Annotated in this window: 17 protein-coding genes and 1 tRNA gene; 11 read left to right on the top strand and 7 right to left on the bottom strand. The window is 67.2% G+C overall.

What is annotated here, in order from left to right; genetic code table 11:
- Positions 1-19: 19 nt before the first annotated feature.
- Positions 20-1,564, bottom strand: a complete 1,545-nt coding sequence (locus MUB46_RS01510; RefSeq protein WP_261614093.1) for a helix-turn-helix domain-containing protein — start codon at positions 1,562-1,564, stop codon at positions 20-22.
- 241 nt (positions 1,565-1,805) lie between these two features.
- Between MUB46_RS01510 and MUB46_RS01505 the strand changes: the two genes are divergently transcribed.
- From MUB46_RS01505 to MUB46_RS01485, 5 genes are all read left to right on the top strand, one after another.
- Positions 1,806-3,146 carry a substrate-binding protein gene (locus MUB46_RS01505; protein ID WP_261614092.1) on the top strand — a complete coding sequence of 447 codons (1,341 nt, stop codon included), beginning with the start codon at positions 1,806-1,808 and terminating at the stop codon, positions 3,144-3,146.
- A 113-nt stretch (positions 3,147-3,259) separates the two neighbouring features.
- Complete coding sequence (locus MUB46_RS01500) at positions 3,260-4,288, top strand: branched-chain amino acid ABC transporter permease (RefSeq protein WP_261614091.1); 1,029 nt, start codon at positions 3,260-3,262, stop codon at positions 4,286-4,288.
- 19 nt (positions 4,289-4,307) lie between these two features.
- Positions 4,308-5,465, top strand: a complete 1,158-nt coding sequence (locus tag MUB46_RS01495) for a branched-chain amino acid ABC transporter permease (protein WP_425256207.1) — start codon at positions 4,308-4,310, stop codon at positions 5,463-5,465.
- A 9-nt stretch (positions 5,466-5,474) separates the two neighbouring features.
- Positions 5,475-6,230: an ABC transporter ATP-binding protein gene (locus tag MUB46_RS01490; RefSeq protein WP_261614090.1), complete on the top strand. Its 756-nt coding sequence runs from the start codon at positions 5,475-5,477 to the stop codon at positions 6,228-6,230.
- A 5-nt stretch (positions 6,231-6,235) separates the two neighbouring features.
- Positions 6,236-7,000, top strand: coding sequence for an ABC transporter ATP-binding protein (locus tag MUB46_RS01485; protein ID WP_425256206.1), 765 nt, complete (start codon positions 6,236-6,238; stop codon positions 6,998-7,000).
- A gap of 20 nt (positions 7,001-7,020) precedes the next feature.
- Here MUB46_RS01485 and MUB46_RS01480 read toward each other — a convergent pair whose 3' ends face one another.
- The 3 genes from MUB46_RS01480 to MUB46_RS01470 all read right to left on the bottom strand — a co-directional run bounded on the left by MUB46_RS01480 (position 7,021) and on the right by MUB46_RS01470 (position 9,246).
- Entirely contained in the window at positions 7,021-7,632 is a 612-nt protein-coding gene (locus MUB46_RS01480; RefSeq protein WP_261614088.1) for a pyridoxamine 5'-phosphate oxidase family protein, read from the bottom strand.
- Positions 7,633-7,709: 77 nt separating this feature from the next.
- A complete protein-coding gene (locus MUB46_RS01475; protein WP_261614087.1) occupies positions 7,710-8,051 on the bottom strand; it encodes a TraR/DksA family transcriptional regulator in 342 nt (113 codons plus the stop codon).
- A 46-nt stretch (positions 8,052-8,097) separates the two neighbouring features.
- Positions 8,098-9,246 carry a trans-sulfuration enzyme family protein gene (locus MUB46_RS01470; protein ID WP_261614086.1) on the bottom strand — a complete coding sequence of 383 codons (1,149 nt, stop codon included), beginning with the start codon at positions 9,244-9,246 and terminating at the stop codon, positions 8,098-8,100.
- Positions 9,247-9,331: 85 nt separating this feature from the next.
- Between MUB46_RS01470 and MUB46_RS01465 the strand changes: the two genes are divergently transcribed.
- Together MUB46_RS01465 and MUB46_RS01460 are read left to right on the top strand one after the other, a co-directional pair.
- Positions 9,332-10,192: a DUF1194 domain-containing protein gene (locus MUB46_RS01465; protein WP_261614085.1), complete on the top strand. Its 861-nt coding sequence runs from the start codon at positions 9,332-9,334 to the stop codon at positions 10,190-10,192.
- Between the two features lie 8 nt (positions 10,193-10,200).
- Positions 10,201-11,007, top strand: coding sequence for a bifunctional DNA primase/polymerase (locus MUB46_RS01460; RefSeq protein ID WP_261614084.1), 807 nt, complete (start codon positions 10,201-10,203; stop codon positions 11,005-11,007).
- A 117-nt stretch (positions 11,008-11,124) separates the two neighbouring features.
- Here the strand turns inward: MUB46_RS01460 and MUB46_RS01455 are convergent, their stop codons facing one another.
- The 3 genes from MUB46_RS01455 to MUB46_RS01445 form a co-directional block, all read right to left on the bottom strand.
- On the bottom strand, positions 11,125-12,558 hold the full coding sequence (locus tag MUB46_RS01455) for a mannose-1-phosphate guanylyltransferase/mannose-6-phosphate isomerase (protein WP_261614083.1): 1,434 nt from the start codon (positions 12,556-12,558) through the stop codon (positions 11,125-11,127).
- A 463-nt stretch (positions 12,559-13,021) separates the two neighbouring features.
- Positions 13,022-13,098 (bottom strand) — tRNA-His (locus MUB46_RS01450).
- A gap of 141 nt (positions 13,099-13,239) precedes the next feature.
- Positions 13,240-13,725 (bottom strand): phasin, encoded by a 486-nt coding sequence (locus MUB46_RS01445; protein ID WP_261614082.1) that lies wholly within the window; start codon positions 13,723-13,725, stop codon positions 13,240-13,242.
- 594 nt (positions 13,726-14,319) lie between these two features.
- Here MUB46_RS01445 and MUB46_RS01440 point away from each other — a divergent pair.
- From MUB46_RS01440 to MUB46_RS01425, 4 genes are all read left to right on the top strand, one after another.
- Positions 14,320-17,448, top strand: a complete 3,129-nt coding sequence (locus tag MUB46_RS01440; RefSeq protein WP_261614081.1) for a PAS domain S-box protein — start codon at positions 14,320-14,322, stop codon at positions 17,446-17,448.
- Between the two features lie 332 nt (positions 17,449-17,780).
- Positions 17,781-18,833 carry a Fe(3+) ABC transporter substrate-binding protein gene (locus MUB46_RS01435; protein WP_261614080.1) on the top strand — a complete coding sequence of 351 codons (1,053 nt, stop codon included), beginning with the start codon at positions 17,781-17,783 and terminating at the stop codon, positions 18,831-18,833.
- 57 nt (positions 18,834-18,890) lie between these two features.
- Positions 18,891-19,382 (top strand): hypothetical protein, encoded by a 492-nt coding sequence (locus MUB46_RS01430; RefSeq protein ID WP_261614079.1) that lies wholly within the window; start codon positions 18,891-18,893, stop codon positions 19,380-19,382.
- Between the two features lie 16 nt (positions 19,383-19,398).
- Positions 19,399-21,120, top strand: coding sequence for an ABC transporter permease (locus tag MUB46_RS01425; RefSeq protein ID WP_261614078.1), 1,722 nt, complete (start codon positions 19,399-19,401; stop codon positions 21,118-21,120).
- Positions 21,121-21,200: the final 80 nt, after the last annotated feature.

Genomic DNA, 21,200 nt, shown 5'->3' with positions numbered 1-21,200 from the left:
CCCCGGGGGGGAGGGGCGCTCAGTCCCGCAGTCGCCCGACCAGCGGGTCGTCCGTCCGGTGTTCGCATCCGCTCCGCGTGCAGATGCGGCAGTTCATGCCGACCGGTTCGGCTTTGCCGCGCGTGCCGAGATCGAGGCCGTCGCCATAGACGGTCGCGCCGGCCTGCTCGGCGGCAATCGCGATCATGTCGGCGACATGGATGTCGGGCTGGTCGAACCCGACAGGGCCGGTCCTGCGCGCGCGCGCCACGAACAACACCTTCTTGCCGTCCGGAAAGGCCGCCACCTGCCGCGTGGCCACGTCCGGCTTGGCGAACGACCGGTAGATCGCCCACAACGGGCATGCCGCGCCATGGCGCGGAAACGGTAGGTCGATAAGCGGGCGGCGATCGATCGTGTGGCCCGCGGCATTGCAGGCCATGTAGGCGAAGCGCGGCCCGCCATCCTGCCCGGTTGTCGCGGTCAGGCGGCGGCATATGCGGTCGAACCCGGTGCCCCAGGTCCGTCCCAGCGCCTCGATGTCGTACCGCACGCGCGCGGCGGAATCGCGAAACGGCCCCGCCGGCAGCAGAAGCGCGTCGATCGCATAGGTCTTCAGGATTGCCGCCATGTGCAGCCGCGCCACCGCGCCCGTGCCGTCCGGCTGTGCGACCAGCACCGCCTCGATCGGCGCCGACAGGCGTTCGGCGACGATCGCCGCTGCGAGGCGGTCCATCACCGTCGCGGGCGCCGTGCCGAGCGGCAGTCGCAACGTCCGCGCGCTATCCGCGCCGGTTCCTGGATCGTCGTCGCGGACGATCGTGTAGCCGAGCCGCTCCAGCGCGGCGATCATCTCGGTGTCGCGCAGGATGCCGTCGCGCGCGATCGTGGCCCGTGCGCCCTCGGCAGCCGCTTCGATCTCGGCGAAGCGGTTCTCCCGGCCGAGCAGGAACGTCTCGATCTCCTCCACCGGCGTGACCGATCGTCCGGTCTCGTGCGCCGTGTCGAAATAGCCGGCGAGCGCCTGGGCGACGTCGGTGAGCCGGTGGCTCTCGACCGCCAGCGCGCGGTGGAAGCGGGCGCGCCGCTCCGGTGAGATATCGGCGATCTCGTCGAGGATCTCCGCGGTCGAACGGACGGCAGAGATGTGCGTCAGCATCTGGTGGACGATATCGCCGAGATAGGGGTCGTGCGTGAGCCGGTCGGACAGGGCCGTCGCCAGGTCCCGGTTCGAACGGTCGCTGCGGTAGATCTGCGCCACGGTCCCCGCCCATTCGGGAAACCGCCCGATGAAGGCCTCGACTGTCTCCGCGCCCGGTCCGGCAGGCTGTAACGCCGGGTCCGCGGCGATTTCCCGCAGCTCGTTGACGAGGCGCAGCTCGGACGCGCCGTCGAGATCGGACGGGGACAGGTTCAGGCAGTCGGCGGCCTTCTCCAGCAGCGCGCCGCCGATCCGCCGCTTCGAGAACTCGATCAGGTTCAGATAGGCCGGCGATATGCCCATCCGCCGCGCGAGCTCGGATTGCGACAGGCCGAGCGCGCGCCGCGTTTCCCGGATCTTCAGCCCCACGATGGTCGTCGCCATGCTCGTCCGTCCCGCGCCGGTCGGCTTCCGCGTTGGAAACACTGGGAAATGCCGGCTCTTGCTGCGCTGCGATGTAAAATTTTTACTTTTTTGCGAAAGCGAAGTGGAGGAATTTTACATAATGCTTGCGTTAGATCAATGGCTTATTGTGTTCTTTTCAAAAATGCGCCAGCGTCATGTGCGAGTGAGAACACTCACCATGAATGCGGATTAAAAAAACCATCTTTAGGGAGAACCCCATATGAGCGGTCTCAAGAACATCAATCGGCGCACGCTCCTGAAGAGCTCCGTCGCCGTCGGTGCCGGCCTTGCCCTGCCGACGATCTTCACCAGCGCGTCCCGTGCCGCCTACCTGAACGAGCCGACCGGCGGCACCGTCACCCTCGGCTTCAATGTCCCGCAGACCGGGGCCTATGCCGACGAGGGAGCCGACGAACTGCGCGCCTACCAGCTCGCCGTCAAGCACCTCAACGGTGAGGGCGACGGCGGCATGCTGACCACCATGAAGCCGCTGTCGCTGAAGGGGAACGGCGTGCTCGGCAAGAAGGTCGCGTTCGTCACCGGCGACACGCAGACGAAGTCGGACGCCGCGCGCGCCTCGGCAAAGCGTATGATCGAGAAGGACGGCGCCATCATGATCACCGGCGGGTCGTCGTCGGGCGTCGCCATCGCCGTGCAGTCGCTGTGCCAGGAGGCCGGCGTCATCTTCATGGCCGGTCTGACCCACTCCAACGACACCACTGGCAAGGACAAGCGGGCCAACGGCTTCCGCCACTTCTTCAACGCCTACATGTCCGGCGCCGCGCTCGCCCCGGTTCTCGAGAAGGCCTACGGCGCCGACCGCAAGGCCTATCACCTGACCGCCGACTACACCTGGGGCTGGACCCAGGAGGAGTCGATCAAGAACTCGACCGAGAATCTCGGCTGGACCACTGTCGAGGCGGTCCGCACGCCGCTGGGCGCGGGCGATTTCTCGCAGTACATCACGCCGGTTCTGAACTCCGGCGCAGACGTGCTGATCCTGAACCACTACGGCCGCGACATGGTCAACTCGCTGACCCAGGCGGTCCAGTTCGGTCTGCGCGACAAGCAGGTCAACGGCAAGGACTTCGCCATCGTCGTTCCGCTCTATTCGCGTCTGATGGCGCAGGGCGCGGGCGAGAACGTGAAGGGCATCTTCGGCACGACGAACTGGCACTGGTCGCTGCAGGACGAGGGCTCGAAGGCCTTCGTCAAGTCGTTCGGCCAGGAATACGGCTTCCCGCCGTCGCAGGCCGCGCACACCTGCTACGTCCAGACGCTGCTCTACGCGGACGCCGCCGAGCGTGCCGGCACCTTCAATCCATGCGGCATCGGCGAAGCCCTGGCAGGCTTCGAGTTCGATGGCACGGGCAACGGTCCGACGCTCTATCGTGCCGCCGACCACCAGTGCTTCAAGAAGGTTCTGGTCGTGAAGGGCAAGGAAAACCCGACCTCGCAGTTCGACCTGCTGGAAGTCGTCGAGGAAGTGCCGACCGAGCAGGTCACGTACGACCCGGCGATCTTCGGTGGCGAGCTCGGTGCCTGCAACGCGGGCGCCTGATCTGGCCTCACGCCATGGGGCACTGCCGGCCGGGTTTTCGCCTTCGGGCCTGATCCGGCCGGCCACGCGCAATTGACAGACCCGCTCGATATCGGCGGGGACGGGTGCGGGCAATGGATGCGATACTGCTTCAGATACTCAACGGGCTCGACAAGGGCGGCGCCTACGCGCTGATCGCTCTCGGCCTGACGTTGATCTTCGGCACGCTCGGGGTGGTCAATTTCGCCCACGGCGCGCTGTTCATGCTCGGTGCCTTCTGCGCCGTGACGGTCCACAAGCTGTTCACGCTGGAAAAGGTGACGCTGGACCCCAGCCAGACCACGGCCTGGGGCACGCCGCTGGAAGTTCGGACCCCGTATATCGAGACGTGGTTCGGCGATTTCGGCGCGACGCTGATCGATTTCTCGGTTCCCGTCTCCATCCTGCTCGCCATTCCCGTCATGCTCGTCGTCGGGCTGGTGATGGAGCGCGGCCTCGTCCGCTTCTTCTACAAGCGGCCGCACGCCGAGCAGATTCTCGTCACCTTCGGCCTCGCGATCGTCCTGCAGGAGATCATCAAGCATTGGTTCGGCGCCAATCCGATCCCCCAGCCCGCGCCCGAGGCGCTGCGCGGCATGATCGACTTCGGCGCCATGATCGGGCTCGATCCCGGCGCCGTCGTCTATCCCTGGTGGCGCATGGTCTACCTGTTCTTTTCCCTCGCCGTGATCGGCGGTGTCTTCGCCTTCCTGCAGTACACCACCTTCGGCATGGTCGTCCGCGCCGGCATGGCCGACCGGGACACCGTCGGCCTGCTCGGAATCGACATCGACCGCCGCTTCACCGTCATGTTCGCGCTGGCCGCCATCGTCGCCGGTCTTGCCGGCGTCATGTACACGCCGATCCTCTCGCCCGACTACCACATGGGTATGGACTTCCTCGTCCTGTCCTTCGTCGTGGTCGTCGTCGGCGGCATGGGCTCGCTCAGCGGCGCCGTCGCCGCCGGCTTCCTGCTCGGCATCCTCCAGTCCTTCGCCTCGATGAACGAGGTCAAGGCGATCTTCCCCGGCATCGACCAGATCATCATCTACCTGGTGGCGGTGGTCGTGCTGCTGGTGCGCCCGCGCGGTCTGATGGGCCGCAAGGGCGTGATGGAAACCTGAGAACGGAGCCCGAAGACAAATGAACGACAAGGCTTCGACCATGCGGGACACGGGACTGGTGCTGGGGTTCGCCGCCGCCGTGCTGACCATGCCGATCTGGCTGACGCCGATCGGCGCGGGCTATCCCGACCTGCTGCAGAAATTCGCGATCTATGGCATCTTCGCCATCGGCTTCAACATCCTGTTCGGCCTGACCGGATACCTCTCCTTCGGGCACGCGGCCTTCCTCGGCGTCGGCTCCTATACGGCGGTGTGGACGTTCAAGCTGCTCGGCATGAACGCCATTCCCGCCGTGCTGATGAGCATCGTGTTCGCCGGCCTGTTCGCGCTGGCGATCGGCTATGTCAGCCTGCGCCGGGCGGGCATCTATTTCTCGATCCTGACGCTCGCCTTCGCGCAGATGTCCTACAACCTCGCCTATTCGGTGCTCACCCCGATCACCAACGGCGAGACGGGCCTGCGCGTGCTCAACAGCGATCCGCGGCTGTTCGACCGCCTGTTCGGACGCGCCGAGCCGCAGGGCGTGCTGCTCGCCGACGTCTTCGGCATCGAGCTGACCGGATACCAGGGGTTCTACTTCTGCGCGATCATCCTGATCGTGGCCTTCTTCATCTCGGTTCGGATCTTCCGCTCGCCCTTCGGCATGATGCTGAAGGCTGTCAAGTCGAACCAGAACCGGATGAACTACACCGGCCTCAACACGCGCCCCTACACGCTCGCCGCCTTCATCATCTCGGGCATGTACGCCGGGCTCGCCGGCGCGCTGCTCGCCGTCACCGACCCGCTGGCCGGTGCGGAACGCATGCAGTGGACCGCCTCGGGCGAGGTGGTGCTGATGACTATCCTCGGCGGCGCCGGCACGCTGCTCGGCCCCTTCCTCGGCGCCGCGCTGATCAAATACTTCGAGAACATCTTCTCCGCCTTCAACGACAATACCCTGCATTCGTTCTTCTCGTTCCTGCCGGACGGACTGGAGAATTTCCTCGTGTCGGTCACCTCCCTGTTCGTCGGCGAGGGCTGGCACCTGACGCTCGGCGTCCTGTTCATGCTGATCGTCATCTTCCTGCCCGGCGGCATCATGGAGGGCATCCGGCGATTGGGAACGCTGTTCAGCCGCAACGGTGGCGGAGGCGCCGAGACCTCCAAGGCGGGCGCCGTCCCGGCGCCGGCGGAATAGGGGGTGGTCATGGGCATTCTGCAAGTCAACGATGTCAACAAGCGCTTCGGCGGCCTCCAGGCGCTGAACAACGTCACCCTCGATATCGAGGAAGGCTCCGTCCACGCCATCATCGGGCCGAACGGCGCCGGCAAGTCGACGCTGCTGAACTGCTTCGTCGGCCGCCTCGTGCCGGATACCGGGACGGTGATGTTCAACGGCAAGTCGCTGCTGGGCATCAAGCCGTACGAGATCAATCAGATCGGCGTGTCGCGGGTATTCCAGACGCCCGAGATCTTCGAGGAACTGTCGTTGCTCGAGAACGTCATGATCCCCGCCTTCGCCCACCGGGACGGCGCCTTCAGGATCAACGCCTGGGCGAGCGTCGGCTCCGAGGGCGAGGTTCGCGACCGGGCCCTGCATGTCCTCGACGACGTCGGGCTCGTCGACAAGAAGGACATGATCGCGGGCAGCTTGTCGCGCGGCGACAAGCGCCGGCTGGAGCTTGCCATGTGCCTGGTTCAGGACCCGCAGCTGTTGCTGCTCGACGAGCCGACCGCGGGCATGTCGCGCGCCGACACCAACAACACCATCGACCTTCTCAAGAAGATCGGCGAGCGCGGCATCACCAAGATCGTCATCGAGCACGATATGCATGTCGTCTTCTCGCTCGCGCACAAGATCACTGTGCTCGCGCAGGGAACGGTTATTGCGGAGGGGCTGCCGGATGATATCAAGGGGGACCCCAGGGTCCAGGAAGCCTATCTCGGGGGGGCGCACCTGTGAACGTGATGAGCGTGATGACAGCGACTGACGCGAAGACCGAGAGCCCCGAAGCCGGCGCCGATACGCCCGCCTTCTTCTCCTGCACCGACCTGCATTCCTATTACGGCGAAAGCTACATCGTGCAGGGGGTCGGATTTCATGTCCGCAAGGGCGAGATCGTCGCGCTGCTCGGCCGCAACGGCGCCGGCAAGACCTCGACGCTGCGCACCATCGCCCGCGCCGACAACCCGGCGCTGAAGCAGGGCGAGATCTGGCTCGACGGTCAGGCGGTTCACCAGATGTCGGCCTTCCAGGCCGCCCGGGCCGGCGTCGGCCTGGTGCCCGAAGACCGGCGCATCATTCCCGGCCTATCCGTCGAGGAAAACCTGCAGCTTGCCCAGATCGCCGAGCCGGTGGGCTGGTCGATTGAGCGGCTCTACGAGCATTTCCCCCGTCTTGCCGAACGCCGCAAGCAGGAGGGCGTCACGCTGTCTGGCGGCGAGCAGCAGATGCTGGCGGTCGCCCGGGCGCTCGCCCGCGAGGTGAAGCTGCTGCTCCTGGACGAGCCCTACGAGGGGCTCGCGCCGGTGATCGTGCAGGAGATCGAGAAGATCGTGGAGCAGATCAAGGCGCACGGCCTGACGACGGTCATCGTCGAGCAGAACGCCATCGCCGCGCTGCATCTCGCCGATCGCGCGGTGATCCTCGACATGGGCCAGATCGTCTTCGACGGCGGCGCCCAGGAGGTGCTCGACAATGCCGACCTGCGCCAGGAATACCTGGCGATCTGAGACCCGCGCCTATCGGCGGCTCACCACAGGGAGGCCTTGGCCCGCGCCGGCCAGTCCTTGTCATAGGCGTCGCCGTCGATGCGGTTCCTGCTCAGGCTGGCGAGAACGGTGCCCACGCTCGGCAGGCTTTTCGGGTCGACGTGGTTTTCCGGGTTCCACAGTTCCGATCGCACGATCGCCCGCGAGCACTGGAAGTACACCGCCTCGATGGTGATCACGAGCACCGTGCGCGGTGCCTTGCCGTCCATCTCGAACGAGGCCAGCAGATCCGCATCGGTGGAGATGGCGGCGGTGCCGTTGACCCGCAGGGTGCTGCCCGACCCCGGGATCAGGAACAAAAGCCCGACGCGGGGATCGCGGACGATGTTGCGCAGCGAATCCACCCGGTTGTTGCCGCGCCGGTCTGGCATCATCAGCGTCTTTTCGTCGTGGATGCGCACGAAGCCTGGCTTGTCGCCGCGCGGCGAGCAGTCGAGCCCTTCCGGACCGCTTGTCGCCAGTGCCATGAAAGGCGACGCCGCGATATAGGCGGCGTAGTGCGGCGTGACCCGGTCGACCTCCTTGACCATCGAGGCTTCGCTGGGCTGGCCGTAGATGGCTTCGAGCTCTTCCACTGTGGCGACGATCGACATCGGATGTTCCTTGGCGACGAGGGTTCGGACGCAGGCTCTGGATGACAGGCTGTTCGCGGTTCGGCAAGCCCGCCTGCTCAGCGCGCCGAGGCGCAGCCGACGCAGGTCGTCACGGTCGGGTCGATGGCGAGCCGGCCGGCCGGGATAGGCTCGCCGCACTCCTCGCAGTCCCCGTACGCGTCATCCGCGATGCGCTGCAGGGCGGCCTTGATCATCGAGATGCGCCCCCGCCGGCGCTGCTCCGCCGCCTTCGCCATGGCCTGTCCCTGCATGGCGTCCATCCGGGAGAGCCGGCCGACGCTCTGCTGATCGAGCACGACGGTGCCGCGCGATCGCGCGCTCGTCTCGCTCAGGCTTTCCAGTTCGGCGAGTTCGCCGCGCAATTTCTCGGCTATCTCGTTCAGGTCCGGACGGCTCATCGCGTGATGGTAGCCGAGCGCGGCCTATACACCAAACGGGACCCGTTCAGCCTTTCAACGCCTGCTCCAGATCGGCGATCAGGTCGTTCGCCGATTCCAGCCCGACGGAGAGCCGCAACAGGGTATCGGCTACGGTGCTTTCCGGACTTTCGACCGAACGGCGATGCTCGATTAGGCTTTCCACCCCGCCCAGCGACGTGGCGGGCACGAAGACCCTGGTTCGCGTCGCGACGGCCCTGGCCGTATCGATGTCGCCGTCGACCAGGATCGACAGCATGCCGCCGAAGCCGCCGGTCATCTGTTTCGCCGCGATCGTGTGGCCGGGATGGCTGGCGAGGCCGGGATAGAGCACGCCCGCCACGCGCGGATGCCCCTCGAAATGCCGTGCGATTGCCAGCGCCGTCTCCGACTGGCGGGCGAAGCGGACGAACAGCGTGCGCATGCCGCGGATCAGCAGCCAGGCTTCGAAGCCGCCCAGGACGCCGCCGGTCAGGTTGCGGACGGCATGGATATCGACCCAGCGCGCGTCGTCCTTGGCCGTCACCAGCACGCCGGCGGTCAGGTCGGAATGGCCGTTCAGGTACTTCGTCGCCGAATGCAGCACGATGTCGGCGCCGAGCGAGATCGCCCGGGTCGTCGGCGGCGGCGCGCAGGTGGAATCGACGCCGAGGATGGCGCCGGCGGAGTGCGCGGCCTCCGCTGCGAAGGCGATATCCATCACGTCCCAGGTCGGGTTGGCCGGCGTCTCCACCCAGACCAGCTCGGTCCGTCCCGGCCTCACCAGCGCCTTGAGCGTTTGCGGATCGGTCTGGTCGTAGAGGTCGAGCGAGAGGCGTTCGCGTTCCGCCAGGCGCCTGAGCCAGGCCTGCGCGGCGTAATACATGACCTGCGGCGCCACCACGTGGGCGCCCGGCGCAAGCGTCTCGGTCAGAGCGGCGAAGGCGGCCAGGCCCGAACCGAACACCCGGGCCCCGGCGCCGCCTTCCAGCGTCGCAACGATGTCCTCGGCGTGGGCGAGCGTCGGTGCGCTGTCCCGGCTGTAGATGTGCGGGCCTATCAGCGCGTAGTCCGCGTCGCGGGCGAATGTCGAGGCGCTGTGCAGCGGCGGGACGACCGCGCCGGTCTCCCGGTCGATGCGCCCGAGCGCCTGGGCCGCGAGCGTTTCGGGGTCCAGGTGGTTCTTGCTGGATGTCATGGCGATGTCCGGCTCGGTTCTGTCGCAACGGAGCCGAGCCCAAGCGCGGCCTCCGGTCAAGTCCTCTGTGGCGCGGAGTGGCCAGGTGGTGCCCGGTCGTGTCACTGTTCTGGCCATGCGGACCGGACTCATTGCCGTGGCGGCGGTCGTTCTGGGGGCAAGCCTCGTGCCCGGCCCGCCGGCGCGCGCCGAAACCAGGGTCGATCTGGAACTGGTGCTTGCGATCGATGCGTCGGCCAGCGTCGATCCCGGCGAGTTCTCGCTGCAGGTCGGCGGTGTCGCCAGCGCCATCCGCGACCGGGACGTGCTCGACGCGATCGCGTCGGGACCGATCGGACGCATCGCCATCGCCGCGATCGTCTGGGCGGATGCGAGCCTGCCGAAACACGCCGGAGACTGGCACGTCATCGAGGGGCCGTCCGATGCTGAGGCGTTCGCGCGGCACATCCAGGCCTTTCCGCGCCTCATCAGCGGCGGCACCGGCCTCGGCTCGGGGATCGCCGAGGCGATGCGTCTGATGGAGCGCAACGGCATCTCCGGCGTTCGCCGGGTCGTCGACGTCTCGGGGGACGGGATAGAGACGCCGCCGCGCGAGAATGTGCTGCTCCTTGCCGACGCGCGCGGCATGGCGCTCGGCCGCGGCATCACGGTCAACGGCCTCGCGATCCTCAACGATGTGCCCGATCTCGACGACTACTACCGCGACGAGGTGATCGTCGGGGCGCACGCCTTCGTCATGGTCGCCCGCGACTATCGTGATTTCGCCGAGGCGTTCCGGCGCAAGCTGCTGCGGGAGATCGAGGAGCGCCCGCCCGTATCCCGCCGCGAGCACGGCGATCCGCCCGGTGAGCCCTCCGGTAAGACGGTTTACCTGCGTCCTCGGGGTCCCGCGCGCGAGCCTATCCTTGTGGGGCGGACAGGCGCTAGCATCGCTCGCCCGGAGTGAGCGACGCCATGGCGAAACCGGACGATCCGAAACCGACGCCCGCCTTCGAGGCCGCCGAGAACTATCGTGCGCGCGGCTGGTCGGTCCTGCCGGTCCGCCCGCGCGAGAAGCGGCCGCTGGTCAAATGGGAGGCCCTGCAGACGACGCCGCCTACCAGGGAGCAGGTCGCGGGCTGGTATCGTCGCTGGCCGGACGCCAATGTCGGCATCGTCACCGGCGAGATATCGAACCTCATCGTGATCGATGTCGATCCGAAGCATGGCGGCGACGATTCGCTGGATCGCCTCGAGCGCCGCCACGGGCCGATGCCGGCGACGGTCGAGGCGATCAGCGGCGGCGGAGGGCGTCACCTGTATTTCGCGCATCCGGGGACGCCGCTTCGAAACCGCGCGGGGCTTGAACAGGGGATCGATCTGCGTGGCGACGGCGGCTATATCGTCGCCCCGCCGTCGATCCACCCCTCCGGCAATCCGTATGTCTGGCGCAAGGGGCATTCGCCCGACGAGATCTCGCCGGCACCGTTGCCGCGCTGGCTGTACGGCGCCCTGACCGGCGCGCGCGTCGGCCGCTCCGTCGCCGACTGGCGCCGGCTCGTGCGCGAGGGGGTGGGCGAGGGCGAGCGCAACGCGACGATCGCGTCGCTGACCGGCCATCTGCTCTGGCACGGCGTCGATCCGGAGGTGGCTCTGGAACTCATGCTCGCCTGGAACCGGATGCGCTGCCACCCGCCGCTGGACGATCCCGAGGTGGCGCAGGTCGTCGACAGCATCACCAGGCTGCATGAAGCGCCGGCCGGACCGCCTCCATCACTCTGAAATCCCGAGATTTCGGGCCTTCTATGGAGACAGCGCGGAGCGCCTGTGATGACAGCGTTCGGATAGGTGGTGACGTGTTCGAATGGTAGAGCCGCCCGCGGCGTGCGACCGGCGATATCAATCCGGCTCGTCGTTTTCCGCGTGACGGACGATATCGTCTTCCTCCAGATAGGCGCCCGTTTGTATTTCTATGATGTGCACCGGCGCCTCACCGGGGTTTTCGAGGCGGTGGCGCGCGCCCGCCGGTATATGGATGCAGGTATTCGCCGGCAGCGTCCTGCATGCCCCGTCAAGGGTGGCGCGGGCTGTGCCGTGAACGACGATCCAGTGCTCCGCCCGGTGCCGGTGCGATTGCAGCGACAGCCGCTCGCCCGGGTTGACGACGATTTCCTTGACCTGAAACCCGTCGCCACGGCCGATCACCCGGTACCAGCCCCAGTGCTTGATCACCCGGTCATGGGGGGCGATGTCGTTCTTGCCGGCGTCCGCGAGCGTGGCGACGATATCCTTGACCTTGTCCGCCTCCGCGCGCGGCGCCACGAAGACGGCGCCGTGGCTGGCGGCCACCACCATGTCCCTGAGACCTCGCGCGACGAGGGCGGGTCCGTCGCTGAAGGCGAGGGAGCCGCTGCAATCGACGAGGTCCACCGGACCTTCGATCACGTTTCCGGCCTCCGCCTGCTCGCTGCGCGCTTCATAGAGCGCAGTCCACGAGCCGATATCGGACCAACCCATCGACACGGGGACGACGGCGAGCCTGTCTCCGAGCCGTTCCGCGAACGCGTGGTCGAAGGAAATCGTCCCGAGCCGCGCATAGGCCTCGGGGTCGAGGCGCAGGAAATCGATGTCCCGGCTGGCCTTGTCGCAGGCTGCCCGGCAGGTCGCCACCATCTCGGGATGCAGCGTCTCGGCCTGGTCTAGAAGCGCGGCCGGATCGAACAGGAAGATCCCGGCGTTCCAGAGGAAATTCCCGCTCGCTACGAAGGCTTCCGCGGTCGCTTCGTCGGGCTTCTCGCGGAAGCTGCGCACGCGAAAGACACCATCGCCGCCCGCCGGTGCGTCTGCGTCTGCGTACTCGATATAGCCGTAGCGCGTTGCCGGGTGCGTCGGGCCGATGCCGAACGTCACGACATATCCGGCCCTTGCCGCCGGCATCGCGCGGGTAATCGCGGCGTGGAAGGCGCCCGTGTCGGCAATGACGTGATCGGCGGGTGCCAGCAGAACGAGCCCGCCGGGGGAAAGCCGGGCCTGCGCCCGCAGCGCCGCCACCAGGGCCGCCGGGGCGGTATCGCGGATCTCCGGCTCGAGGACGATCTCGGCGGCGCCGGACGTGTCGCGCAGGTGCTCCGCGATCGCGACCCGGTCATCCCTGTTGCCGAGGACGATCGTCTCGACCGCCATCGAAAATCCGTCGAGCCGGTCGACGGTCGATTGCAGCAGCGAGCGGTCGCCGGCGAGCGTCAGGAAGGGCTTGGGGCAGGACGACCGCGACCAGGGCCACAGCCGTGTCCCGGCACCGCCGCACATGATCGCGTGGACGAGGTCAGTCAATGGACCGGTCCGCCCGAAGCCAAGAGGGCACCCGCGAATCTCCTCCCGCACTGTTTGTCGGTATGGTTCCCCGTCTGTCGTTTTCAGTTTTCGCAGGGCGTCGTCGGTATTTCGATCCCCGGTCTATTGTTGTTCGGACCTCAGAAGCATCTTGGATAATGTATGGCGTGCAGGCAGCGATAGATCAACGCCTGATTGTGCTGGAAATGGTCTTGGTCATGCTGGGGGAGGCGAATAGACCGTCAGGAAATGGCGACGTTGCGTCCATCTTCGCAGGAACGGTCTTGAAACAGACGTTCGGTCTGCCGTCTGCACCCTGGGTCTTGCCGTCAGTTCCGCGCCCGCAATCCTCGCCCGGGCGCCGATCGGCGGAGCGGCCAGCCTATAGGCGCGAGCGGCAAACTCGCCGGCGACAAACGCGCCGCCGATGGGGGAGATCTGCGCTTAGGGGATTGATCTTGAATGGTACAGCTGGCTGGATTCGAACCAGCGACCTCCTGATCCACAATCAGGCGCTCTAACCAACTGAGCTACAGCTGCACGGACGTTCGGGCAGTAAATACGGACAAAGCCCGTCCGGCGCAAGGGCCGGGGAAACAACGGGCCGGCGGAGACGAAAAAAGCCCGGCCACGGGGGCCGGGCTTTTCGATTTGGATGGAGTCTCCGGCGGCGTCGGGGCCTCAGAAGGCCGCCTTCCACTGGGTCATCGCCTTGGCGACGCCGTCGTTGAACGGCTTGGCGGTCTCGGCCTGAACCTTGCTGGCGAGATCCTGAATCTCCTTGGCCTGCGCGGCCAGGGTATCGAACTGCTTGCGGGCGAACTCGGTCTGCAACTCGACGACCTCGGCAAGCGACTTCACACCGAGCATCTTCTCGACGAAATCGAAGCCGGCATTGAAGTTGGCCTTGGCGGCGCCCAGGGCCTTGGACTGGAAGTCCGTCGCGCCCTTGTTGATCGTGGCGAACGTGTCTTCCATCGCGTCGGTCGCCTCTTCGGCGAGCGACTTGTAGGAGTCGTAGGCTTCCTTGGCCTGCATCGCGCCCTTCTCGGCCATCTCGCGGAAGGCGGCGGGCATCTCGAGCGACGAGAACCCGGTGACGTCCTGCTTCACGGAAGCGGCTTTCGGGGCAGCCTTGGTGGCGGTCTTTGCCTTGGTGGTGGTCATGGCGATCATCCTTTCTCGGTTCGGCAGGCGGGCATGCGGCCGCCGATGCGATGAATTCGGGATTTCCGTGTCTGGCGCGGGCATCATTAGCCTCCACGCACTGTACCTAACGGAAATATAGGGAACCGTATTGTGCAATGCAATAGAAAATATTGCAGCGCACAAATTGTGCGCTGATAGCTCCGCGGGCTCGCGTCAGTCGCCTAAGTCGTCGATGGCCGGCCGCGTCGCGATCATGCCCGGGCGGGTGCCCTGGACGGTGATTCGGGCCCGCGCGATATTGCTTTGGGTGACGCCTCGAATCATGCCCAGTCTGTCGCCAGACTGTCGAATGTATCGTTCGTACAAGCCGGCATTTTGCCGGTCATCCACGTCAGCCTGTGGGATTTAACCATTCCGGCGCATGCCGAGGCCGCGAAAGGGGGGCTCTGCTGGACGGCCCTCGTGACCTACGATTATAACAGCCTCATGTGACGGGTCGGCAGGCTTGTGCGGCGGCAGGACCGAACTTCGTTCGCTCGAGGGGGCAGGCCTTGAGAGGCCGGGCGACGATACGGCCCGCGGATTTGGCGGGATGAGGAACTGGAAGCCGAAATGACTGGCCGGCTCGACGAGTCCATGTTGTTGCGCGCCCCCGGCGTTGCCGAAACCATTCTCGGCGCCGCGCCGGCGTGGGTGTGGGATGTGGGTGCGGGCCGCATCCTGCTCGCCAGCGCCGCCGGCATCACCTTCTTCGACGAATCCGACTTCGGGCGGCTCGCCGCGCGCCGGTTCGATATGGAACGCCCGGGCATGAACCAGCTTGCCCGTCTCGGCCGCTCGCTGCCGCGCGACGGCTCGATGCGCCTGGCGCTGTTGCGGTTCTTCGTCGGCCTGCGTGACATATCCATTCCCTGCCAGTGCCGCCTGCTCGCCGATATCGGCCGCGACATCGTGCTGATCGTCGCCGGGCGGAACGGCAAGGCCGAAGCCGATCTCGACGACCGCTTCCTCGCCGCGTTCGCCTCGGTGTCGACGCCGCTGATCCTCACCGGCGCCGCGGGCGAGCTTCGCCGTAACCTGGCCGCCGCCGATCTCGATGCCGAGGCCGGCGAAAGCGTTGCGCTCGCGCTGCCGGACGGTCCGTATTCGCTTGTCGTCTTCGGCGCGGAGGCGCGGGAGACCACCGGGAAAACCGCGGAAGAAGCCCCCGGTGTCGCCGAAACCTCTCTCGTTGGGGAGGCAAAGACAGAACCGGTCGAAGAGGCGACCGCCGAGGAACCGGCTACGCGGCAGCGCCAAGCCGGCCCGCCGCGCGCCGGGCGGCCGCTGCCCAACGTGCGCCGTTTCACTTTCCAGCTTGATGCCGACGGTCGCTTCCTCGAAGTCGGCGCTGCCTTCGCCGAGATCGTCGGCCCCGAGGCCGCCGACGTGGTCGGTCGCGAGTGGATCGATATCGACCTGGAGCTGTTGATCGACACGGACGAGCGCGTCGCCAAGGCGCTCGAGACCCGCGATACCTGGAGCAATATCCAGATCGACTGGCCGACCGACTACGGCGAGATCGCCCGGTTGCGCCTGTCGGCACTTCCGCGTTTCGGCGAGGGCCGGGCCTTCGTCGGCTATCGCGGCTTTGCCGATGTGCTCTCGGTGACGCCGGTCGAGACCGATGAGGGGGCGCAGGCGCCGACCGAGATGGGCGCCGATGCGGCCCCGACGCCGGTCGAAAGGCCATGGCCGCCTGCCCGCACCGGTGAGCGCGCGAAATTGACGATCGTCTCCGCCCGTCCCGACGAGCCACCGGCGAAACGCGAGGAGCCGCCCGCAGAACGCGAGGCCGAGGTCGACAAGCAAGCCGAACCGGCAGAGGAGCCGGCCGCGCCGGAAACAACGCCGAAGACGGCCGAAGTCGGCGGTGCCGGCTCGCGTGTCCTGCGGCTGCATTCCTTCAAGCAGCCCGCAGTCGACGGCGCTCTCAACGACCAGGAACGCAGCGCCTTCGAGGCGATCGCCGAGGCGCTCGGGGCCCGGTGGGACGACGGAAAGCGGGAAGCCGAAGCAGCGGATGAGGCCGACGTCTCCCAATCCGACGCTTCCCAATCCGGGGTGGAACCGGAGGAGATCGTCTCCGAATCCTGCGCGGGCGAAGCCGAGCCGAAAGCGGAAGACCTGGGCGGGACGGTCGAGCGACTGGCCGAAGTCCCGCCCGCAGTGCCGGCCGACGTGCCGTCCAGTACGCCGACAGAGATGCCGACGCAGGCGCCGGTCGCTGCGGCAGCGGCCGAACCGGAACAGCCACGCGCGCCCGACCTCGTCTTCAAGGTCTTCGACCGTGTCCCGGTCGGTCTCGCCATCCTGCGCGACAAGCACGTTCTGGCCGCCAATCGCGCCTTCCTCGATGTGTTCGGCTATGCCGATATCGACGATCTGGAGGTTGCCGGCGGCATCGGCGCGCTGATCGAGGGGCGCGGCGAGGACGACGAACCCGGGACGGCCGTTACGGCGCGCAGGCGCGACGGTACCGCGGTCCCCGTGGAGGTGCGCCTCGGTCGCACGCCGTGGGTGGACGGCCCGGCCATGCTGATGAGTGTCCGTATGGCGCAGGCCAGGGCGGAGCCGCCGCAAGAGGCGCCGGCGGACGATTTCAAGACGGTCCTCGATACCGCCTTCGACGGAGTCTTCGTGCTCGATGCCGACGGGGTGATCCAGTCGGCCAACGCGCGGGGCGCCGCGTTGGTCGGCGTCGACGCGGAAACGCTCGCGGGCAAGTCCTTCACCGATCTGGTCGTGGCGGACGATCGCTCCGCCGTCGCCGACCTGCTGCAGGGGCTTCTTGAGGGCGGCGTCCCGAGCGTCCTGGAGAACGGCCGCGAGATCTCGCTCTCGACCGGGGGCGAGCCGGTGCCGGTCCAGTTCAGCCCCGGCCGGGTCGGAACTGGCGAGCCGGTGCGCATCTGCGTGGTTCTGCGCGATCTGACCGACTGGAAGGCGGCGGAGGCCGACCTGATCGCCGCGCGCAAGCGCGCAGAGGACGCCAGCGCCCAGAAGTCCGATTTCCTGGCCAAGATGAGCCACGAGATCCGCACGCCGCTGAACGGCATCATCGGCTTCTCGGAGGTGATCCTGGAGGAGCGTTTCGGCCCGCTCGGCAACGACCGCTACCGCGAATACATGAAGGACATCCGCGAGTCCGGCGAGCACATTATGAGCCTCGTCAACGACCTGCTCGACCTGTCCAAGGTCGAGGCCGGCAAGCTCCAGATGTCCTTCACCAACCTGCGGCTCAACGACCTGGTCGAGCAGTGCGTCGCGGTGATGCAGCCGCAGTCGAACCGCGCCCGCATCATCATCCGCACCAGCCTGCCCAGCGGCCTTCCCGGCGTCGTCGCCGATGCCCGCTCGATCCGCCAGGTGCTGCTCAACATCCTGTCGAACGCCATCAAGTTCACCCCGCCCGGCGGCCAGGTGATCGTCTCCACGGCGCGTGGCGAGACCGGCGAGGTTCACCTCAGGGTGCGCGACACCGGCGTCGGCATGTCGGACAGCGATGTCGCCACCGCCATGGAGCCGTTCCGCCAGCTCGCCACCGCGCCGTCGACCGGCGAGCGCGGCACCGGATTGGGCCTGCCGCTCGCCAAGGCGCTGACCGAGGCCAACCGCGCGACGTTCAATCTCACCAGCAAGGCGGGCGAGGGGACGCTGGTGGAGATCACCTTCCCGCAGCAAAGGGTGCTGGCGGAGTAGCAAGACCGCCGCCGGCGATCGTCCGTCGCATGGCATGGTCGCGCCTGTCCTGCCGGATGGACCGAGCGTCCGGTGTCGCTTCGATGCCGGGAAACGTCACGAGATTCATGTGCACGACGCAGCGGATGCTTCGCGAAAAGAGGCGGAATACTTGGGCCTGCGGCGGTGCTTGAAATTAGAAGTTTTCTAATTCCAGACTAAACTCGACTTTATTTGTCCGAATTTGTTGACTCGCGCTTCGGCTTCCGCTTTTGTCGCCGTCGACCCGGCATCCCGCCGGTGTCGCGGCCTTTGATGGCAGGGCCTTGACCCCTGTCAATTGGAGGAAAGACATGAAGCCGTTTCTTTCCCGGTCCCTGTGGGCCGGTTCCAGCCTGATTTTCACATCCCTGACGCTTGCCGCCGCGCTGCCCGCGTCGGCTGCCGAAGTCAACGTCTACACGACCCGCGAGCCGGGGCTGATCCAGCCGCTGTTCGACGCCTTCACCGCCGAGACCGGCACCAAGGTGAACGTGCTGTTCGGCAAGGACGAGCTGATCGAGCGCATCGCCGCGGAAGGCGCCAACAGCCCGGCCGACGTGCTGGTCACGGTCGATGTCGGCACGCTCAACCGCGCCAAGGAGGCCGGCATCACCCAGCCGATCGTCTCCGAGGCCGTCGAGGCCAACATTCCGGCGCAGTATCGCGACGCTGACGGCGCCTGGGTCGGCCTGTCGCAGCGCGCCCGCGTCCTCTACGCCTCCCGCGATCGCGTCCCACAGGACACCATCACCTACGCGGAACTCGCCGATCCGAAGTGGCACGGCAGGATCTGCACCCGGTCCGGCCAGCATCCCTACAATATCGGTCTGATCGCCTCGCGCATCGCCCACGAGGGCGCCGAGAAGACCAAGGAGTGGCTCGCCGGCGTGCGCGACAACCTCGCCCACAAGCCGACCGGCAACGACCGTGCCCAGGCCAAGGGCATCTTCGCCGGCGAATGCGACATCGCGCTCGGCAACACCTATTACATGGGCCTGATGCAGACCAACGAGCAGGAGCCCGAGCAGAAGGACTGGGCCAAGGCGATCAAGGTCCTGTTCCCCGATGCCGAGGGTGCGGGGACCCACGTCAACATCTCCGGCGTCGTGCTGGCCAAGAACGCGCCGAACAAGGACGAGGCGATCAAGCTGATCGAGTTCCTGACCTCCGACGCGGCGCAGCGGCTCTATGCCGAGGTCAATTTCGAATATCCCCTGAAGCCCGGCGTTCCGCCGTCCGACATCGTCGCGTCCTGGGGCGCGCTGAAGGCCGATACCTTGCCGCTCACCGACGTGGCGAAGAACCGGGCCGAGGCGAGCGCCCTCGTCGACGAGGTCAATTTCGACGCGGGCCCGAACTCGTGAGCGTTGCGGGTTGAGGTGGCTACGGCCTGTTCGAGGGTCTCTTCGGGGGAACACGCCATGACGGACTCCGGTCTCTCGTCGATATCGCTCGACCGCCGTGCCGAACGCCTCGTGGTGCTCGGCATGCGCGGCTGGCTCGCCGGCTACGAGACCGGCGACATCGCCTGCTGGGAAGCGGTCTGGAACGACTACTGCCGCGAGCTTGGACCGACCCGCGCCAAGCGGGTCGTCTCCGAGCTTGCCGGCTGGGTCCGGGTGCTCCGGTCGGAGGCGTGCCGGACGATCGACTGCTATCCGCGGCCGTGCAAGGTCATGTGCCGGGACGAGTGCCTGGCGCTCCGGCTGGTGTCCGGCTGCCAGAAGGGCATGCGGCCGCTGGCCTGCGAATCCGCCTGCCAGCTGATCGCCGGCGCCCGCATCGACGAGCTCGTGTCGGCGGCCGAATGCCTTGCCGCCGAGCTGGCCGAGGCCGGCCTCGAGATCGAGCCGATTTCCGACGAGGCGATGATGGCGCTCGCCGAGCGTCCGGCCCCGCGGGCCTTGAGCTGAAAGCCCGGGAGGAGCGATGCGTCGGGCGGTGAACGGTGAGGCTCAGGTCGTAGCGCGTCACCGGTCCGCCCTGCGTCATCATCCGTGGATGGTCCTCGGCGCGCTCGCGATCGCCGCGCTCGCGGTCATGCCGATCGTCGCGCTGGTGGTGATCGCTTTCGGCGGCGATCCCTCGATCTGGCCGCACCTGCTGTCCACCGTGCTGCCGCGGTCGACCTGGACGACCGTGCTGCTGATGCTCGGCGTCGGCATGCTGACCGCGATCGTCGGCGTATCGAGCGCCTGGCTCGTCTCCATGTGCCGGTTTCCGGGCCGCGGCGCGCTCGAATGGATGCTGCTCCTGCCGCTGGCGGTGCCGACCTACGTGGTCGCCTACGCCTATGTCGAGATCCTCGATTCGCTCGGGCCGGTGCAGGTCTTCATCCGCGCCCTGTTCGGCTTCCAGAGCGCCCGCGACTACTGGTTCCCGGAGGTTCGCACGCTCGGTGGCGCCATCTTCGTGATGAGCTTCGTGCTCTACCCCTATGTCTACCTGACGGTGCGCGCGACCTTCCTGATGCAGTCGATGTGCGTCCTCGACGTGTCTCGTACCCTCGGCAAGACCGCCTTCGGCACCTTCTTCCACGTCGCCTTGCCGCTCGCCCGACCAGCCGTCGTCGTCGGCGTGACGCTGGCCGCGATGGAATGCCTCAACGATATCGGCGCGGTGCAGTTTCTGGGCGTCCAGACGCTGACGCTGTCGGTCTACTCGACCTGGACCAACCGTGGCGATCTCGCCGGCGCCGCGCAGATCGCCTGCGTCATGCTGGTCGTCGTCCTGTTCCTGATCTGGCTGGAGCGGCGCGGGCGCCGGCTGCAGCGCTTCCACCATACCTCGCGCCGCCTGCAGGCCCTGCCGGACTATCCGCTGACCGGCTGGCGAGCCGCCGGCGCGCTCGCTGTTTGCGGGCTGCCGGTGCTGATCGGCTTCGTCTTCCCCGCGCTCTACCTGCTGGATGCGGCCGCCCGGCGTTTCGCGACCGATTTCGGTCCGGCCTATTTCACGCTGACGGCCAACAGCGTCGGGCTGTCGATCGTTGCCTCCGCCGTCGCCGTCGCCGCCGCCGTGGTCCTCGCCTATGCCGCGCGGCTGACCGGCGCGCGCACGGTCAAGCTTTTGACCCGGATCGCCAGTGTCGGCTACGCGGTCCCGGGCACGGTGCTCGCCGTCGGCATCCTGGTGCCGCTCGCCGCCCTCGACAACCTGGTCGACGGCATGGCGCGATCGCTGCTCGGCATCTCCACCGGCCTGCTGCTCACCGGATCGACCGCCGCGCTCGTCTACGCCTATGCCACCCGCTTCCTCGCGGTCTCCTTCGGAACGGTCGAGGCCGGGCTCGAGCGGGTCACGCCCAATATCGACATGGCCGCACGGTCGCTCGGCCGCACGCCGGCGGCCGCGATGCGCGAGGTGCACCTGCCGTTGCTCAGGCCGGCCGTCGCCACGGCGGCGCTGCTCGTCTTCGTCGATTCGATGAAGGAACTGCCGGCGACGATGCTGCTGCGCCCGTTCAATTTCGAGACGCTGGCGACCCACGTCTATACCTACGCCTCGATGGAGATGGTCGAGCAGGGCGCCATCGCCGCGCTCACCATCGTGCTCGCCGGCCTCGTCCCCGTGGCGCTGCTGGCCCGGACCTCGCGTCTGCCCAAGCGCATCGCCAACCAGGCGGTCCGCGGCGCCGTACCGACGATTTGATCGCCGGCGCTTGCCGCGACGGCGCGACTCGCGACAATTGTCGCCGGTGACGCAGCGACGTCGCCAAACGGGGATCCCCT

Source organism: Microbaculum marinisediminis (genome assembly GCF_025397915.1).
In the GTDB taxonomy this organism is placed as follows: domain Bacteria; phylum Pseudomonadota; class Alphaproteobacteria; order Rhizobiales; family Tepidamorphaceae; genus Microbaculum; species Microbaculum marinisediminis.
This window is presented reverse-complemented; position numbering and strand designations above follow the sequence as displayed.

What these genes read in the sequence shown, in the direction of transcription:
- MUB46_RS01430 (WP_261614079.1), top strand. Translation starts at nt 18,891, where the DNA reads ATGACGGACTCCGGTCTCTCGTCGATATCGCTCGACCGCCGTGCCGAA.
- MUB46_RS01475 (WP_261614087.1), bottom strand. Translation starts at nt 8,051, where the DNA reads ATGAGCCGTCCGGACCTGAACGAGATAGCCGAGAAATTGCGCGGCGAA.
- MUB46_RS01470 (WP_261614086.1), bottom strand. Translation starts at nt 9,246, where the DNA reads ATGACATCCAGCAAGAACCACCTGGACCCCGAAACGCTCGCGGCCCAG.
- MUB46_RS01445 (WP_261614082.1), bottom strand. Translation starts at nt 13,725, where the DNA reads ATGACCACCACCAAGGCAAAGACCGCCACCAAGGCTGCCCCGAAAGCC.
- MUB46_RS01490 (WP_261614090.1), top strand. Translation starts at nt 5,475, where the DNA reads ATGGGCATTCTGCAAGTCAACGATGTCAACAAGCGCTTCGGCGGCCTC.
- MUB46_RS01510 (WP_261614093.1), bottom strand. Translation starts at nt 1,564, where the DNA reads ATGGCGACGACCATCGTGGGGCTGAAGATCCGGGAAACGCGGCGCGCG.
- MUB46_RS01500 (WP_261614091.1), top strand. Translation starts at nt 3,260, where the DNA reads ATGGATGCGATACTGCTTCAGATACTCAACGGGCTCGACAAGGGCGGC.
- MUB46_RS01435 (WP_261614080.1), top strand. Translation starts at nt 17,781, where the DNA reads ATGAAGCCGTTTCTTTCCCGGTCCCTGTGGGCCGGTTCCAGCCTGATT.
- MUB46_RS01485 (WP_425256206.1), top strand. Translation starts at nt 6,236, where the DNA reads ATGAGCGTGATGACAGCGACTGACGCGAAGACCGAGAGCCCCGAAGCC.
- MUB46_RS01480 (WP_261614088.1), bottom strand. Translation starts at nt 7,632, where the DNA reads ATGTCGATCGTCGCCACAGTGGAAGAGCTCGAAGCCATCTACGGCCAG.
- MUB46_RS01440 (WP_261614081.1), top strand. Translation starts at nt 14,320, where the DNA reads ATGACTGGCCGGCTCGACGAGTCCATGTTGTTGCGCGCCCCCGGCGTT.
- MUB46_RS01505 (WP_261614092.1), top strand. Translation starts at nt 1,806, where the DNA reads ATGAGCGGTCTCAAGAACATCAATCGGCGCACGCTCCTGAAGAGCTCC.
- MUB46_RS01460 (WP_261614084.1), top strand. Translation starts at nt 10,201, where the DNA reads ATGGCGAAACCGGACGATCCGAAACCGACGCCCGCCTTCGAGGCCGCC.
- MUB46_RS01495 (WP_425256207.1), top strand. Translation starts at nt 4,308, where the DNA reads ATGAACGACAAGGCTTCGACCATGCGGGACACGGGACTGGTGCTGGGG.
- MUB46_RS01425 (WP_261614078.1), top strand. Translation starts at nt 19,399, where the DNA reads ATGCGTCGGGCGGTGAACGGTGAGGCTCAGGTCGTAGCGCGTCACCGG.